The organism is Actinopolymorpha sp. B11F2 (assembly GCF_040195635.1).
In the GTDB taxonomy this organism is placed as follows: domain Bacteria; phylum Actinomycetota; class Actinomycetes; order Propionibacteriales; family Actinopolymorphaceae; genus Thermasporomyces.
The window spans coordinates 264548-278922 of sequence record NZ_JBEFTX010000007.1 but is presented as its reverse complement, the minus strand read 5'-3'; the positions used below and the strand labels follow the sequence as shown (position 1 = coordinate 278922).

Annotated in this window: 13 protein-coding genes; all 13 read left to right on the top strand. The window is 68.0% G+C overall.

The window, feature by feature from the left end; all coding sequences use genetic code 11:
- Window positions 1–187: 187 nt before the first annotated feature.
- The 13 genes from dop (at window position 188) to ABN034_RS15635 (ending at window position 14349) form a co-directional block, all read left to right on the top strand.
- Window positions 188–1699: a depupylase/deamidase Dop gene (gene dop, locus ABN034_RS15695; protein WP_349691743.1), complete on the top strand. Its 1512-nt coding sequence runs from the start codon at window positions 188–190 to the stop codon at window positions 1697–1699.
- Between the two features lie 203 nt (window positions 1700–1902).
- On the top strand, window positions 1903–2115 hold the full coding sequence (locus ABN034_RS15690; RefSeq protein WP_349328543.1) for a ubiquitin-like protein Pup: 213 nt from the start codon (window positions 1903–1905) through the stop codon (window positions 2113–2115).
- 219 nt (window positions 2116–2334) lie between these two features.
- Window positions 2335–3204 carry a proteasome subunit beta gene (prcB, locus tag ABN034_RS15685; protein ID WP_349691742.1) on the top strand — a complete coding sequence of 290 codons (870 nt, stop codon included), beginning with the start codon at window positions 2335–2337 and terminating at the stop codon, window positions 3202–3204.
- A complete protein-coding gene (gene prcA / locus ABN034_RS15680; protein WP_349691741.1) occupies window positions 3201–4055 on the top strand; it encodes a proteasome subunit alpha in 855 nt (284 codons plus the stop codon). Before prcB ends, prcA begins: the two co-directional genes overlap by 4 nt.
- Window positions 4056–4124: 69 nt before the next feature.
- Complete coding sequence (gene pafA / locus ABN034_RS15675) at window positions 4125–5486, top strand: Pup--protein ligase (RefSeq protein ID WP_349328546.1); 1362 nt, start codon at window positions 4125–4127, stop codon at window positions 5484–5486.
- A 150-nt stretch (window positions 5487–5636) separates the two neighbouring features.
- The gene (locus tag ABN034_RS15670) at window positions 5637–6572 is read left to right on the top strand and encodes an FKBP-type peptidyl-prolyl cis-trans isomerase (RefSeq protein ID WP_349691740.1); all 936 of its coding nucleotides are present in this window, start codon (window positions 5637–5639) and stop codon (window positions 6570–6572) included.
- A gap of 274 nt (window positions 6573–6846) precedes the next feature.
- Window positions 6847–7815: a helix-turn-helix transcriptional regulator gene (locus tag ABN034_RS15665; RefSeq protein ID WP_349691739.1), complete on the top strand. Its 969-nt coding sequence runs from the start codon at window positions 6847–6849 to the stop codon at window positions 7813–7815.
- Window positions 7816–7861: 46 nt separating this feature from the next.
- Window positions 7862–8860: a helix-turn-helix transcriptional regulator gene (locus tag ABN034_RS15660; protein WP_349691738.1), complete on the top strand. Its 999-nt coding sequence runs from the start codon at window positions 7862–7864 to the stop codon at window positions 8858–8860.
- 99 nt (window positions 8861–8959) lie between these two features.
- Window positions 8960–9259, top strand: a complete 300-nt coding sequence (locus ABN034_RS15655; protein ID WP_349691737.1) for a hypothetical protein — start codon at window positions 8960–8962, stop codon at window positions 9257–9259.
- 10 nt (window positions 9260–9269) lie between these two features.
- Entirely contained in the window at window positions 9270–9530 is a 261-nt protein-coding gene (gene tatA / locus ABN034_RS15650) for a twin-arginine translocase TatA/TatE family subunit (protein ID WP_349691736.1), read from the top strand.
- 55 nt (window positions 9531–9585) lie between these two features.
- Complete coding sequence (gene tatC, locus ABN034_RS15645) at window positions 9586–10461, top strand: twin-arginine translocase subunit TatC (RefSeq protein ID WP_349691735.1); 876 nt, start codon at window positions 9586–9588, stop codon at window positions 10459–10461.
- A 120-nt stretch (window positions 10462–10581) separates the two neighbouring features.
- Window positions 10582–11523, top strand: a complete 942-nt coding sequence (locus tag ABN034_RS15640) for a diacylglycerol kinase (RefSeq protein ID WP_349691734.1) — start codon at window positions 10582–10584, stop codon at window positions 11521–11523.
- An 84-nt stretch (window positions 11524–11607) separates the two neighbouring features.
- Complete coding sequence (locus ABN034_RS15635) at window positions 11608–14349, top strand: DEAD/DEAH box helicase (protein ID WP_349691733.1); 2742 nt, start codon at window positions 11608–11610, stop codon at window positions 14347–14349.
- Window positions 14350–14375 lie beyond the last annotated feature (26 nt).

Genomic DNA, 14375 nt, shown 5'->3' with positions numbered 1-14375 from the left:
CCTGTGCGGACGCGTCACGGCGTTCTCACGGGCCCGACGTGTTTCTGCGGTTCGGTCCGTCACCGACCCCTCGGATTCGGCGAAGTGCCAGCAGTAGTGTCCCGGGCCTGGTAACGACCGGACGCGATCTTCAGTCGGCGTACGGATGCGCCGGTGGTCGCGCACTGTGGCCGGGTAGCCTCGACACATGAGCGTGCACCGGGTTATGGGCATCGAGACCGAATACGGCATCTCGGTCGCTGGCCAGCCCACCGTCAACCCGATGCTCTCGTCGTCACAGGTGGTCAACGCCTACGCCGGCAAGGTCATCCGGTCCCGGCGGGCGCGTTGGGACTTCGAGGAGGAGAACCCGCTCCGCGACGCGCGCGGCTTCGACTTGGCGCGCGAACTGGCCGACGAGGGCTCGCTCACCGACGAGGAGGTCGGCCTCGCCAACGCGATCCTCACCAACGGCGCCCGTCTTTATGTCGACCACGCGCACCCGGAGTATTCCTCGCCTGAGGTGACCAACCCCCGCGATCTCGTTCTGTGGGACAAGGCGGGGGAGCGGGTCATGCTCGAGGCCTCCCGCCGGGCGACCGAGCCGCCGCTGTCGACCACGATCCTGTTGTACAAGAACAACACCGACAACAAGGGCGCGTCCTACGGCTGCCACGAAAACTATCTGATGTCGCGATCCACGGCGTTCGCAGACATCGTGCGCAACCTGACACCGTTCTTCGTCACCCGGCAGGTCGTGTGTGGCGCCGGCCGGGTCGGCCTCGGCCAGGACGGCAGCAGGCACGGCTTCCAGCTGAGCCAGCGCGCCGACTTCTTCGAGGTCGAGGTCGGTCTCGAGACAACCCTCAAGCGGCCGATCATCAACACCCGCGACGAGCCCCATGCCGACGCCGACAAGTACCGCCGGCTCCACGTCATCATCGGCGATGCCAATCTCTCCGAGATCGCCACGTACCTCAAGGCCGGCACGACCGCTCTGGTGCTGTCGATGATCGAGGACGACTTCCTCACCGTCGACCTCACCCTCGAGCACCCGGTCACCTCGCTGCACGAGGTCTCCCACGACCCGAGCCTCAAGCACCTGCTGACCATGAAGAGCGGACGCAAGCTCACCGCGATCCAACTGCAGATGGAGTATCTCGAGAACGCCCGCAAGTACGTCGAGGACCGCACCGGTGCCGACACCGATCCGCAGACCCGCGACGTGCTCGACCGGTGGGAGTCGGTACTCACCCGGCTGGAGACCGACCCGATGACGCTTGACCGGGAGCTCGACTGGGTGGCCAAGCTGTCGGTCCTGCAGCAGTACCGCGAGCGCGACGGCCTGGACTGGAGCCACCCCAAGCTCCAACTGGTCGACCTGCAGTACGCCGACCTCCGCCCCGAGCGCGGCCTCTACCCCCGGTTCGTCGAGCGCGGACGGATGGAACGACTCCTGACCGAGGCCGACATCGTGGCAGCGGTGCAGGACCCTCCGGAGGACACCCGGGCCTATTTCCGCGGACGTTGCCTCGGGCAGTACGCCGAGCACGTAGCGGCCGCATCGTGGGACTCGGTGATCTTCGACCTGCCCGACCACGAGTCACTGCAGCGGGTACCCACCCTGGAGCCGTTGCGTGGCACGAAGGCCCATGTAGGTGACCTGCTCGACCGTTGCCGTACGGCCGAGGATCTGGTCAAGGCGATCACCGGCGGCTAGTACCGGCGGGTCGAAGCCACCCGGCGGCCAGGCTGTTTCCGCTTCCATCGGCGCATCTGCCCGTACGCCTGGCAGGATCCGGGCAAGGGGTATCGATCTGTGTCCACCGGGTACCTGCCTGACGTCGGTATGCGCTTGTAGGGTCCTAGTAGGCAGACGACCGCGGCCCGGTGTGGGAGCGGCTCGGGGAGGGTGTGGTCACCATGGCACCAGACAGTGGCGGACAGCAGCACAGGACGACCCGAAAGTCCTCCGACGAAGAGGACGTCACCGAAGTCCAGCCAGACGAGGCGACCCAGGAGCGCAAGGACCAGATCGACGAGGATGTCGACTCGATCCTCGACGAGATCGACGAGGTGCTCGAGGAGAACGCCGAGGACTTCGTCCGGTCTTTTGTCCAGAAAGGCGGACAATAGGGGGTATTGTCCGGGCTTCCTCCGGGCGTCCACCTGAGGTCGCCTCGACCCGTCATCCAGTCGCGGTGAGGCGAAGCCAGCACCGCCGCGACTGGACACCATCCACAGCACCCGGCACGGATCGGGCCTCCTCGGGGGCACCGGTCGCCGTGCCCTCGGTAAGTTTCATGCTGACCCGGCGATCTTGCGCCGGGCCGCGTTCTATCTGGAAGGAGATGTGTGGGCACCGATCGAGCAGACGCCGGGCGTCTGGCTGCTGCCTTCCTGACCCCAGGGAGTTCGTCGTTCGTCGACTTCCTCAGTTCGTACGCACCTGAGCTCATGCCTGGCCGCGGTGGCACGCCGGAGGTCCATGCCGGAGACGACATCCCGCACGGCACCACCATCGTGGCCTCGTCCTACGCCGGCGGCGTCGTGATGGCCGGCGACCGGCGGGCGACCGCGGGCAACCTGATCGCGGTTCGTGAGGCGGAGAAGGTCTTCCAGGCCGATGAGTACTCCGTCGTCGGCTACGCCGGCAGCGCGGGCATCGGTGCGGAGTTGATCCGACTCTTCCAGGTCGAGCTCGAGCATTACGAAAAGCTCGAGTTGACCGTCCTGTCGATGGAGGGAAAGGCCAACAAGCTCGGCATGCTGTTGCGTTCCAACCTCGGTATGGCGATGCAGGGGCTGGCAGTCGTCCCGTTGTTCGCCGGCTTCGATCTGGAGACGAACAGCGGCCGGATCTTTTCCTACGACGTCACCGGCGGGCGCTACAAGGAGCGGGACTTCCACTCGATCGGCTCCGGTTCGCTGTTCGCGCGTGGGGCGCTGAAGAAGCTCTACCGAGAAGACGCTGATCGCGACTCGGCTGTCCGGGCGTGCCTCGAGGCGCTCTACGACGCGGCCGACGACGACTCGGCGACCGGCGGGCCCGACGTCATGCGCAAGATCTACCCCTTGGTCGCCGCCGTCAGTGACGAGGGCTTCGACTGGATCAGTGACGAGGACGTCGCCGGCCACGTCGACCGGATGCTCGAGGGCCGGTCGCGCCGGCCGGACGGGCCGGTCGCCGGCCGCCAGGTGCAGGAAAGCGGTGACGCATCATGACGATGCCGTTCTACGTCTCGCCCGAACAGCAGATGAAGGACCGGGCGGACTTCGCCCGGAAGAACATCGCCCGCGGTCGTGGTGTCGCTGTCCTGCAGTACGACAACGGGATCGTCCTCGTCGCCGAGAACCGCTCCCGGGCCCTGCACAAGATCAGCGAGATCTACGACCGGATCGCGTTCGCCGCGGTGGGGCGTTACAACGAGTTCGAGAACCTCCGCGTCGCCGGCCTGCGCAGTGCCGACGTCCGCGGCTACACCTACGACCGGCGCGACGTCACCGCGCGGGGGCTCGCGAACTTCTACGCGCAGGTCCTCGGCGGGATCTTCTCCAGCGTCGGCGAGAAGCCCTACGAAGTGGAGCTGTTCGTCGCCGAGGTCGGGGAGTCCGCCGAGGGTGACCAGATCTACCGCCTCACCTACGACGGGTCCGTCGACGACGAGCACGGCTATGCCGTCATGGGCGGTTCGGCCGAGCAGATCGGCGCCCATCTCGAGCAGCACTACCAGCCCGGGGCGTCGCTCGGGGCCGCCCTGGCGGTCGGGGTCGACGCGCTCGGTCACGACGGCGACGGCCCACGCACACTCGACGCCAACCAGCTCGAGGTGGCCGTCCTCGATCGCGCCCGTCCCCAGAAGCGGAAGTTCCGGCGGCTGGTCGGACCCGCGCTCGAGCGCCTTCTCGCGGCCCGTCCAACGACGACCGGGTCCACAGGTAACGGCGCGTCAGACACCGCCTCCGGGCAGGGAACCGAGACCGGCGGCGCCAGCTCCGACCAAGGTGGCGGAACAGTGCCTCCCGCCGACGAGCCACCCACTGGTGGAGGCGGTGGTGGCAACGCCGGCCCGTAGCCGCATCGTGACCGGGCGGACTTCGCGCAGCAGCCGCCCCACGCGCCCCGACGACATAGTGTGGTGACCATGGATCGGCGCATCTTCGGCCTCGAGAACGAGTACGGCGTTACCTGCACGTTTCGAGGCCAGCGCCGGCTTTCGCCCGACGAGGTGGCCCGTTACCTGTTTCGTCGGGTGGTGTCGTGGGGGCGGAGCAGCAACGTCTTTCTCCGCAACGGTGCACGGCTCTATCTCGACGTGGGAAGCCATCCTGAGTACGCCACCCCCGAGTGTGACTCCATCACCGACCTGGTGACGCACGACAAGGCGGGGGAGCGGATCCTCGAAGGGCTCCTGGTCGATGCGGAGCGTCGGTTGCGCGAAGAGGGCATCGCCGGCGATGTCTACCTCTTCAAGAACAACACCGACTCGGCCGGCAATTCCTATGGCTGCCACGAAAACTACCTCGTCAGCAGACACGGCGAGTTCTCCCGTCTTGCCGACGTGTTGATCCCCTTCCTCGTCTCCCGGCAGATCGTCTGCGGCGCCGGCAAGGTGCTGCAGACCCCTCGTGGTGCGGTCTACGCGGTCAGCCAGCGGGCTGAGCACATCTGGGAGGGCGTCTCGTCGGCGACCACGCGGTCCCGCCCGATCATCAACACCCGCGACGAGCCGCACGCCGACGCCGAGCGCTACCGGCGGCTGCACGTGATCGTCGGTGACTCGAACATGTGTGAGGCGACGACGCTGCTGAAGCTCGGCGCCACCGACCTGGTGCTCCGCATGGTGGAGTCCGGGCTGGTCCTTCGCGACCTGACACTGGAGAACCCGATCCGTGCGATCCGCGAGATTTCGCACGACATCACCGGTCGTCGCAAGGTCCGCCTGGCGAACGGCCGTGAGGCGAGCGCCCTGGAGATCCAGGAGGAGTACTTCACCAAGGCGCGCGACTTCGTCGAACGCCGCGAACTCGCCACGCCGACCGTCACCCGCGTGCTCGACCTGTGGGAACGCACGTTGAAGGCGGTCGACTCCGGTGACCTGACGCTGGTCGACCGCGAGATCGACTGGGTGGTGAAATACCGCCTGATCTCCCAGTACCGCGAGAAGCACGGGCTGTCGCTCAACAGCCCGCGGGTCGCTCAACTCGACCTTGCCTACCACGACATCCACCGCGACCGCGGCCTCTACTACCTGCTCGAACGCCGGGGCGCCGTGACGCGGCTGACCAGCGACCTCGAGGTGTTCGAGGCGAAGTCGGTCCCGCCGCAGACGACCCGGGCGCGGCTGCGTGGCGAGTTCATCAAGCGCGCTCAGGAGCGTCGGCGCGACTTCACCGTCGACTGGGTGCATCTGAAACTGAACGATCAGGCGCAACGCACCGTTTTGTGCAAAGACCCGTTCCGCAGTGTTGACGAACGCGTCGAGAAACTTATCCAGAGCATGTAGGTGGGTAGGTATCTGTCAGCGCCTGACCCAGGTCCGCTGCGCGGGTTGTCACCGGCGTAACGGGGTGCCCCGGCTGTTCTCAGTTTCGGGGTCTAGGGTGAGCCGTTGTCCGTCCCTCGTCCCTGTCTCCGTCCACTTGAGGTGTCACTCGTGCGTCATCGTTTCCTTGCCCTTGTGTTGACGTCCTTCCTGGTCGTTGTGGCAGCAGCCTGTGCTTCCTCACCCGAGGCCGCCCCCAAGGGCATCGACCTCGTGAGCGTCGAGGGCGAAGCTGGCAAGAAACCTTCGGTGACGTTCGAGAAACCGTTCAAGACGACCAAGACCCAGTCGAAGGTGCTCAAGGAAGGCAAGGGGAGCAAGGTCACCGAGGGCCAGGAGGTGATCGTCGACTACGTGGGCGTCAACGGTCGTGACAGCAAGGAGTTCGACTCGTCCTGGAAGCAGGGCCAGTCGGTGACCTTCGGCCTGCAGAAGGGCCGGCTGATCAACGGCTTCTTCAACGGTCTGGTCGGCAAGTCGGTCGGCGACCGGGTGCTCGTGACCATGCCGCCCAAGGACGGTTACGGCCAGCAGGGCCAGCCCAACGCCGGCATCAAGGGCACGGACTCGCTCGTGTTCGTCATCGACGTGAAGGACGCCTACACCCCGCTGCCGCTGGCGAAGGGCGAGGCGGTGTCGCCGCCGGAAGGCCTCCCGACGGTCAAGGTGACCGACAAGGGAGTCCCGGAGTCGGTCACTGTGCCCAAGGGCGCCAAGGCCCCGACGAAGCTGACCGCCCAGCCACTCATCACCGGCGACGGGCCGAAGGTCGACGCGAAGACGACCGTCAACTTCCACTACACCGCGGTCAACTGGCGTACCGGCAAGGAGTTCGACTCCTCCTGGAAGCGCGGCCAGTACGAAAACCTTCCGCTCGGCCAGACCACGGTCACCGGTCTCCGCGAGGGTCTTGTCGGCCAGACGGCGGGTAGTCGCGTCCTCCTGGTCGTCCCCCCGGACAAGGGTTTCGGCCGTGACCTGCAGAACACGGACGTGAAGAAGACCGACACCGTGGTCTTCGTTGTCGACATCCTCGGCCCCACGTAGGCCGCAGGCGCCAGGCCTCGTGACGATCGGACAGCGCGAGGATCGGGCCTTCGAGAGTCGGTCCTTGCCGGCGCGGGTGAAAGTCGGCAAGGACACGCGAATTCACCCGCCACTCCCACCACTGTCGATCACCTGGGTGCGGTACCGTCGCCCAGGTGGTCGCTAATGTGTTCGACTGGGCGGTAGTGGGGGCGGGCTTCGACGAGCGGAGCTCGTTGGGGGCCGGACCCCACACCGAACGCCGGCCGGCCGCATCGAAGGGGGGTGAGCGCGCATGACGCCCCGCAAGTCCGAGCGGCTGATGAACCTTGTCATCTGCCTGCTCGTCTCGCGGCACTTCGTGCCCAAGGCAAAGCTCCGCCAGCTCGTGGAGGACTACCGCGAGCAGGCGCCTGAGGCGTTCGAGAAGATGTTCGAGCGCGACAAGGAAGAGCTTCGCGACCTCGGCATCCCGATCGAGATCGGCTCGGTGGCCTCCGGCTTCGACGACGAGGTGGGTTACCGGATCCGGCGAAGCGAGTTCGAGCTTCCGCCGCTGACCTTCACGGCCCAGGAGGCGGCGGTCCTCGGTCTGGCGGCGCGGGTCTGGCAGCACGCCAGCCTCGCGGAGGCCACCTCGAGGGCGGTCCTGAAGCTCGGTGCCGATGGGCTCGACACCGACACGACGCCGCTGGCGGCGCTGGAGCCCCGGCTACCGGCCGGCGAGCCGGCGTTCGAGCCGTTGTGGCGAGCCGTGCAGGCGCGCACCGTGGTGTCGTTCGACTATCGCCGGCCAGGTGCCGCCGGTCCTCAGCACCGGCTGTTCGAACCGTGGGGGATCCTCAACTGGCGAGGGCGCTGGTACGTCGTAGGCCACGACCAGGACCGCGGTGCGACCCGGATGTTCCGGCTCTCCCGGATCGTCGGCAGCGTCCAGGTCATGAGTGGCCCGCGGGCGTTCAGCGTCCCGGAGGGCGTCGACATCCGCGCCGAGGCCGCCCGGCTCTCGTCCCCTGAGGACCATCGCCGTACGGCTCGGGTCAGAGTTCGTTCCGGTGCCGGCAACGGGCTCCGCCGACGGGCGTCGTCGATCACTCCCGACGCTCCGGGATGGGATGTCGCCGAGGTGGCGTTCCACGACCTGGGGGCACTGGCGGACGAGATCGCGGGATATGCCGCCGACGTGGTGGCGTTGGACCCGCCCGACGTCCGCGAGGCCGTGATCCGGCATCTGAAGGGCCTGCTGGTGGAGGTCGTGCGATGAGCGAGACGCAGGTGCACTGCCCGACCCGAGGGAACCAGGTGGTCCGGTGACGTACGCATCCACCCGCTCGTCCGGTGGCGGGGCGAAGGAGCAGGTACGCCGGCTGCTTGCCCTGCTGCCGTATCTCCTCGCCCATCCCGGCGCCCGGGTCGCCGACGTGGCTCGCGTTTTCGGCATCACCGAGAAGCAACTCGTCGCCGACCTCGGCGTGCTGTGGTTCTGTGGGCTCCCGGGCATGATGCCGGGCGACTACATCGAGGTCGACATGGACACGGTGGAAGGAGAGGGCGTCATCCATGTGTCCAACGCCGACTTCCTCGCTCGGCCGCTGCGCCTGTCCACCGACGAGGCGCTGGGGCTGCTGGTCGCGTTGCGGGTGCTCCGCGAGACCGGCCAGGTGACCGAACGCGAGCTCATCGACCGCGTGATCACCCGACTGGAGGAAGCCGCGGGCCAGGCGACCGGAGCGGTCGACAAGGTGGCCGTACGCGTGGACACCTGGGAGGACCCGCAGGTCCGTGCCACCGTACGGCAGGGCCTCGAGCAGCGGCGACGCCTTCACCTGCGTTACTGGGTGCCCACCCGCGACGAGACCACGGAGCGCGACGTCGACCCGATGCGTCTTGTCCTCTCGGACGGGTGGACCTATCTCGAGGGCTGGTGTCACCGGGCGGAGGACGTCCGTCTCTTCCGGCTCGACCGGGTGGCGAGCGTGGACCTGCTCGACGCCGTGGCGGCACCCCCGCCGCAGGCCCGGCCCCGTGACCTGTCCGCCGGGCTGTTCCAACCCTCGCCCGACGATGCGCTCGCCACGATCGAGCTGGACCCGCAGGCCGCCTGGGTCTCGGAGTACTACCCGTGCGAAGAGGTGACCGAGGCCGCGGACGGTTCGCTGCGGGTCCGGTTGCGGGTGGCCGATCCGGGCTGGCTCCGCCGCCTGGCGCTGCGCCTCGGCGGCGCGGCCAGGATCGTGGAGCCGGCTGACCTGGCCGAAGCTGTCCGCGCGGACGCCGTGGAGGCTCTGGCGGCGTACGAGACGACCTGAACGGAGACCTGGTGAGGCGCCGGAGGGGTAGAGCCGGGCGGGTAAGGGACCGGCCACCGGGCGGTGCGTCGCGCCGCACCGCCCGCTAGGGTGCAGCAGGTGAAGTGGGTGTGGCTGTTCGGGGGTATTGCCCTATTCGCTGTGATTTTCTACGCCCTGCTCGGGTTGTGGTTCTGGCGGCGGGCAAAGGCGCTGATCCTCGAGCTCGAGGAGTCCGAGCGTAAGCTGCAGGCTGCCTACCCGGCCGACGGTGAGCTCGAAGCCGACGACGAAGACGGGTCGCCGGCTGCCGCGGGCGAGGTCTCGCGCGAGCCTGCCGGGGACGGTCAGGGCAGGAGACCCGTGCCTGGACCCTCGGCGGGGAACAGGGCGTACCATCGATCGAGAACTGCCGACTGAGAGGCCCGTCATGCCAAACCTTGGACCCACCGAACTCATCATCATCGGAGTCGTCCTCGTGCTGCTCTTCGGTGCGACCCGGCTGCCGCAGACCGCCAAGGGTCTCGGTCAGGCGTTGAAGATCTTCAAGAAGGAGATCCGCGACGAGGACAAGCCGCAGGCCGACGCGCCCCCGCAGCCGATCGACCAGACTGCGAACGCGGCCAGCGCGAACGGTACTGGCCAGGCCGCCGCCCAGCCGGTCGAGGACTCCGAACGCACCACGCGGTGACAGCGTCACCTCCACCGCATCACTCTGAGCTGCGCCGGGCCTACCTGGGGGTGTCGTGAGCCTCTCTCTCGGCCGGCTGCGGGGTTGGCGTACCCCCAAGCCGGAGCCTGACCCCGAAGGGCGGATGACGCTCGTCGAGCACCTTCGCGAGTTGCGTTCGCGCCTCATGAAGGCGGTCGGTGCGATCGTCCTCGGTGCGATCGTGGGCTGGTTCTTCTACGAAGAGCTCTTCCACCTGCTCGCGGATCCGCTCCGAGACGCAATCGACAGGATCAACGAGTCGCGCCCGGCTGGCGAGAAGATCAACGCGAGCCTCACCTTCAACGATGTCGCCGGTCCGCTCATGATGCAGCTCAAGATCTCGCTCATCGCCGGGCTGGTCGCGACGACGCCTGTCTGGCTCTATCAGATCTGGGCGTTCATCGTTCCTGGGCTGCACAGGAACGAACGCAAGTGGACCATGGTGTTCGTGGGCACCGCGGCGCCGTTGTTCATCACCGGTATCGTGGTCGGTTATCTCGCCATGCCCAAAGGGCTGAACGTCCTGATCGATTTCACGCCTGTCGACGTGCTGAACCTGCCGACCGTGGATCGGTACCTGTCGTTCGTTATCAGGCTGTTGCTCGTCTTCGGGCTGGCGTTCGAGATCCCGATCTTCGTCGTGATGCTGAACCTCGTCGGCGTCCTCACCGTTGCCCGGCTCAGCAAGGCTCGCGCGTGGATCATCTTCGGGATCTTCGTGTTCGCCGCGGTCGCGACGCCCTCGACGGACCCGATCACCATGCTTCTACTCGCCACCCCGATGACGATCCTCTTCCTGGCCTCGGAGCTGATCGCACGCTTCATCGAGCGACGGCGAAGGGCGAGGCTCATCGCGCAGGGCATCGACATCGACGCGATCGAACGCGCCGGCCGGCTCGACGACGACTGACCGCGCCAGCCAGGCCTGAACGTCGGAACGTCGGGATTGTCGTAGGTCGACGACAACCATCGGGTGACGCTTGTCCGGACTGCATCACCAGCACCCAGCCGATCACGCTACGCTCGCCGCGTGGATCGTGAGATCGTCGTTCTCGTCAACCCCACCTCCGGTCGTGGGCGAGGTGCCCGACTGGCTGATCCGGTCACCGAGCGGCTGCGTGAGGCAGGGCTCAACGCGCGGTGGGAGGCCGGCCGCGACGCCGCCGAGTCGGTTGACCTCGCCCGGCGCGCTGTCGCCCGCGGAGTCGACGGCCTGGTGATCATCGGCGGTGACGGGATGATCCATCTCGCCCTCGACGCGGTGGCCGAGACCGACACACCACTCGCGGTGATCCCCGCCGGCACCGGCAACGACCTGGCCCGGAGCCTCGGCATTCCCGTCCGTGACCCGCTGGCAGCGGCCGACATCGTGGTGGCCGGCCACACCCGGTCCCAGGACCTCGGCCGAGTAGTGAGAGTGGATGCGGAACCGGCAGACGATGCCAGCCACCCCGCTGCCAGGCACAGTGCGTCCGGCTGGTTCGCGACGGTCCTCTGCGCGGGCTTCGACTCGCGGGTCGCCGAACGCGTCAACCGGATGACCTGGCCGCATGGGCGGCTCCGCTACGACCTCGCGACGATTGCCGAGTTGGGCGCGTTCAGGCCGCAGCACTTCGGGCTCGAGTTCGACGGCGAGGCCGAGAACATCGACGCGCTGCTTGTCGCGGCGGGAGTCACCAACTCCTACGGCGGCGGGCTCCGCATCTGTGAAGGTGCCGATCCCACCGACGGTCTCCTCGACATCACCGTTGTGGGTGCGGTGCCCCGCCGCGATCTGGTGCGCGTCTTTCCCAAGCTCGCCAAGGGCACCCACGTCGGCCACCCTGCGGTGACGGTGTACCGCGCCAAGCGGTTGAGCCTGGCCTCGGCGGACCTGGTGTCGTTCGCCGACGGTGAACGGATGGGGCCGCTCCCCGTGACCGTCGAGTGCGTTCCCGGTGCACTGACGGTCTTCGCCCCACCGCCCCGCTGACGCGCACCGCAGCCCTCGGGTGGCCGCGCGGCGTTTCGGGGACGCCCTGGGCCCGTCGGCGAAGGGGGCCGTAGCCTTTAGGGCATGAGCTCCCCGGCGGAGCGGTATGCCCGATTCCGCGCCGACAGCCCGCAAGTCCGGTCGTTTCGACAGCTCTACACCTTCACATTCGACCCGTTCCAGGTCACCGCATGTCAGGCGCTCGAGGCCGGCAAGGGCGTCCTCGTGGCCGCCCCTACCGGCTCGGGCAAGACGGTGGTGGGCGAGTTCGCCATTCACCTCGCCCTGGAATCCGGTCGCAAGTGCTTCTACACGACGCCGATCAAGGCGCTGTCGAACCAGAAGTACACCGAGCTGGTCAACCGGTACGGACCCGAGCGGGTGGGTCTGCTCACCGGCGACAACACGATCAACGGTGAGGCACCGGTGGTCGTCATGACGACCGAAGTGTTGCGCAACATGCTCTACGCCGGGTCGTCCACGCTCACCGGACTGTCCTACGTCGTCATGGACGAGGTGCACTACCTCGCCGATCCCTTCCGTGGAGCCACCTGGGAAGAGGTGATCATCCACCTGCCGGAGTCGGTACAGGTCGTGTCGTTGTCCGCGACGGTCTCGAACGCCGAGGAGTTCGGCGAGTGGCTCGCCACCGTACGCGGCGACACCGAGATCGTCGTCGAGGAACGCCGACCGGTGCCGCTGTTCCAGCACGTCATGGTCGGCCGCCGGATGTACGACCTGTTCGCCGACACCGGCAAGCCCGATGCCCGGCCGCAGGTCAATCCGCAGCTGGCCAGGGTCATCCGTGACCACTGGCGGTTCTCCCGCCGCGACGATCGCGGCCCGCGGGGAAGGGGTGGTGGGCGGGGAACGCGAGGGGGCAGCCGGATCGCGTTCACCCCGACGCGCCACCAGGTCGCCGAGAACCTCGAGGCGGAGGGGCTCCTCCCGGCGATCATGTTCATCTTCAGCCGGCAGGGTTGCGACGCCGCGGTTCTCCAGTGCCTCTACGCCGGCATCCGGCTCACCACACCTGACGAGGCCGACGAGATCAGGAGCTACGTCGAAGCGCGATGCGCCGACCTTCCCCAGGAGGACCTCGCGGTTCTCGGCTACGCCGAGTGGCTCGACGGCCTCGCCCGTGGCCTCGCAGCACACCACGCCGGAATGCTGCCGACGTTCAAGGAATGTGTGGAGGTGCTGTTCGCCCGAGGGCTGGTGAAACTCGTCTTCGCCACCGAGACCCTCGCCCTCGGCATCAACATGCCCGCCAGGTCGGTCGTACTCGAACGCCTGGTGAAGTGGAACGGCCAGAGCCACGCCGACATCACTCCGGGGGAGTACACCCAGCTGACCGGGCGGGCAGGCCGTCGCGGCATCGATGTCGAAGGGCACGCCGTCGTGCTCTGGCAGCCCGACCTCGAGCCCGCGAGCGTCGCCGGACTCGCGTCGACCCGTACCTATCCGCTGCGGTCGAGCTTCCGGCCGTCGTACAACATGGCGGTCAACCTCGTCCGGCAGGTCGGCCGGGAGCGTGCCCGGGAGCTGCTCGAGTCGTCGTTCGCACAGTTCCAGGCCGACCGTGCAGTCGTCGGGCTCGCCCGCCAGGTACGCCGCAACGAGGAGGCGCTCGACGGCTATCGCGAGGCGATGCAGTGCGATCAGGGCGACTTCTTGGAGTACGCCGCGATCCGCAGGGCGATCAAGGACCGGGAGAACTCGCTGGCCCGCCGGCGCAAGGCCGACCAGCGTGCGGAGGTCGTGGACTCGCTCGGCCGACTTCGCCCCGGCGACATCATCTCGGTCCCGGCCGGCCGACGCGCTGGGGTGGCCGTCGTCCTCGATCCCGGGCACGCCGCCGGTGGTGACGGTCCACGGCCCACCGTTCTGACCGCAGATCGGAGGGTTCGGCGGCTCTCACTCGTCGACTTCCCACTGCCGGTGGAGTCGCTCACCCGGATGCGGGTGCCCCGTTCGTTCAATCCTCGCAGCGCCCAGCACCGGCGTGACCTGGCCTCCACGTTGCGGCAAAAGGCTCCAGACGAGGTGGGCGTCGCTCGCCGTACCGGGTCTCCGGCCGACGATGACTCAACGCTGCATCAGCTGCGAAGGTCGATGAGGGCCCACCCCTGCCACGGCTGCGCCGACCGCGAAGACCACGCCCGCTGGGCGGAGCGGTTCATCCGCCTCGAACGCGAGACCGAGGGTCTGAAGCGCCGGGTGGAACAGCGGTCCAACACGATCGCGCGCCAGTTCGACCGGGTCTGCGAGGTCCTGGACGAGCTGTCCTACCTCGAAGACGACCGCACCACGCCGGCCGGCGACCGGTTGGCCCGGATCTACAGCGAGCTCGACCTCGTGGCCGCCGAGTGCCTACGCCAGGGAACCTGGGACGATCTGAACCCCGCCGAGCTGGCGGCGTGCCTCTCGGCCCTGGTCTACGAATCGCGGTCCCCGGACGACGTCGGCCCGCCCAAGCTGCCCGGTGGTACGGCTCGGGAGGCGCTGGGCACCCTCGTTCGTATCTGGGGCGACCTCGATGCCCTCGAGTCCGACTTCCGGCTGGACTTCCTGCGCGAACCCGACCTGGGCTTCGCCTGGGCGGCCTACCGGTGGGCCTCCGGTGCGTCGCTCACCGACGTCCTGGACGAGTCCGGCCTGGCAGCTGGCGACTTCGTCCGCTGGGTCAAGCAGATCCTCGACCTCGCCGACCAGATCGCCGACGCGGCGGGGGAGGGTCCGCTGCGTCCGACCGCCCGCGCCAGCGTCGGCGCACTCCGCAGGGGGGTTGTGGCGTACGCGTCGGTCGGCTCCGACTCACCCTAAGTTCGCATTCGCCCTGGGAGTGGCCG

Excerpts from the sequence above, each read along its gene's own strand:
- dop (WP_349691743.1), top strand. The coding sequence starts at position 188 with ATGAGCGTGCACCGGGTTATGGGCATCGAGACCGAATACGGCATCTCG.
- pafA (WP_349328546.1), top strand. The coding sequence starts at position 4,125 with ATGGATCGGCGCATCTTCGGCCTCGAGAACGAGTACGGCGTTACCTGC.
- ABN034_RS15635 (WP_349691733.1), top strand. The coding sequence starts at position 11,608 with ATGAGCTCCCCGGCGGAGCGGTATGCCCGATTCCGCGCCGACAGCCCG.
- ABN034_RS15665 (WP_349691739.1), top strand. The coding sequence starts at position 6,847 with ATGACGCCCCGCAAGTCCGAGCGGCTGATGAACCTTGTCATCTGCCTG.
- tatA (WP_349691736.1), top strand. The coding sequence starts at position 9,270 with ATGCCAAACCTTGGACCCACCGAACTCATCATCATCGGAGTCGTCCTC.
- prcA (WP_349691741.1), top strand. The coding sequence starts at position 3,201 with ATGACGATGCCGTTCTACGTCTCGCCCGAACAGCAGATGAAGGACCGG.
- ABN034_RS15690 (WP_349328543.1), top strand. The coding sequence starts at position 1,903 with ATGGCACCAGACAGTGGCGGACAGCAGCACAGGACGACCCGAAAGTCC.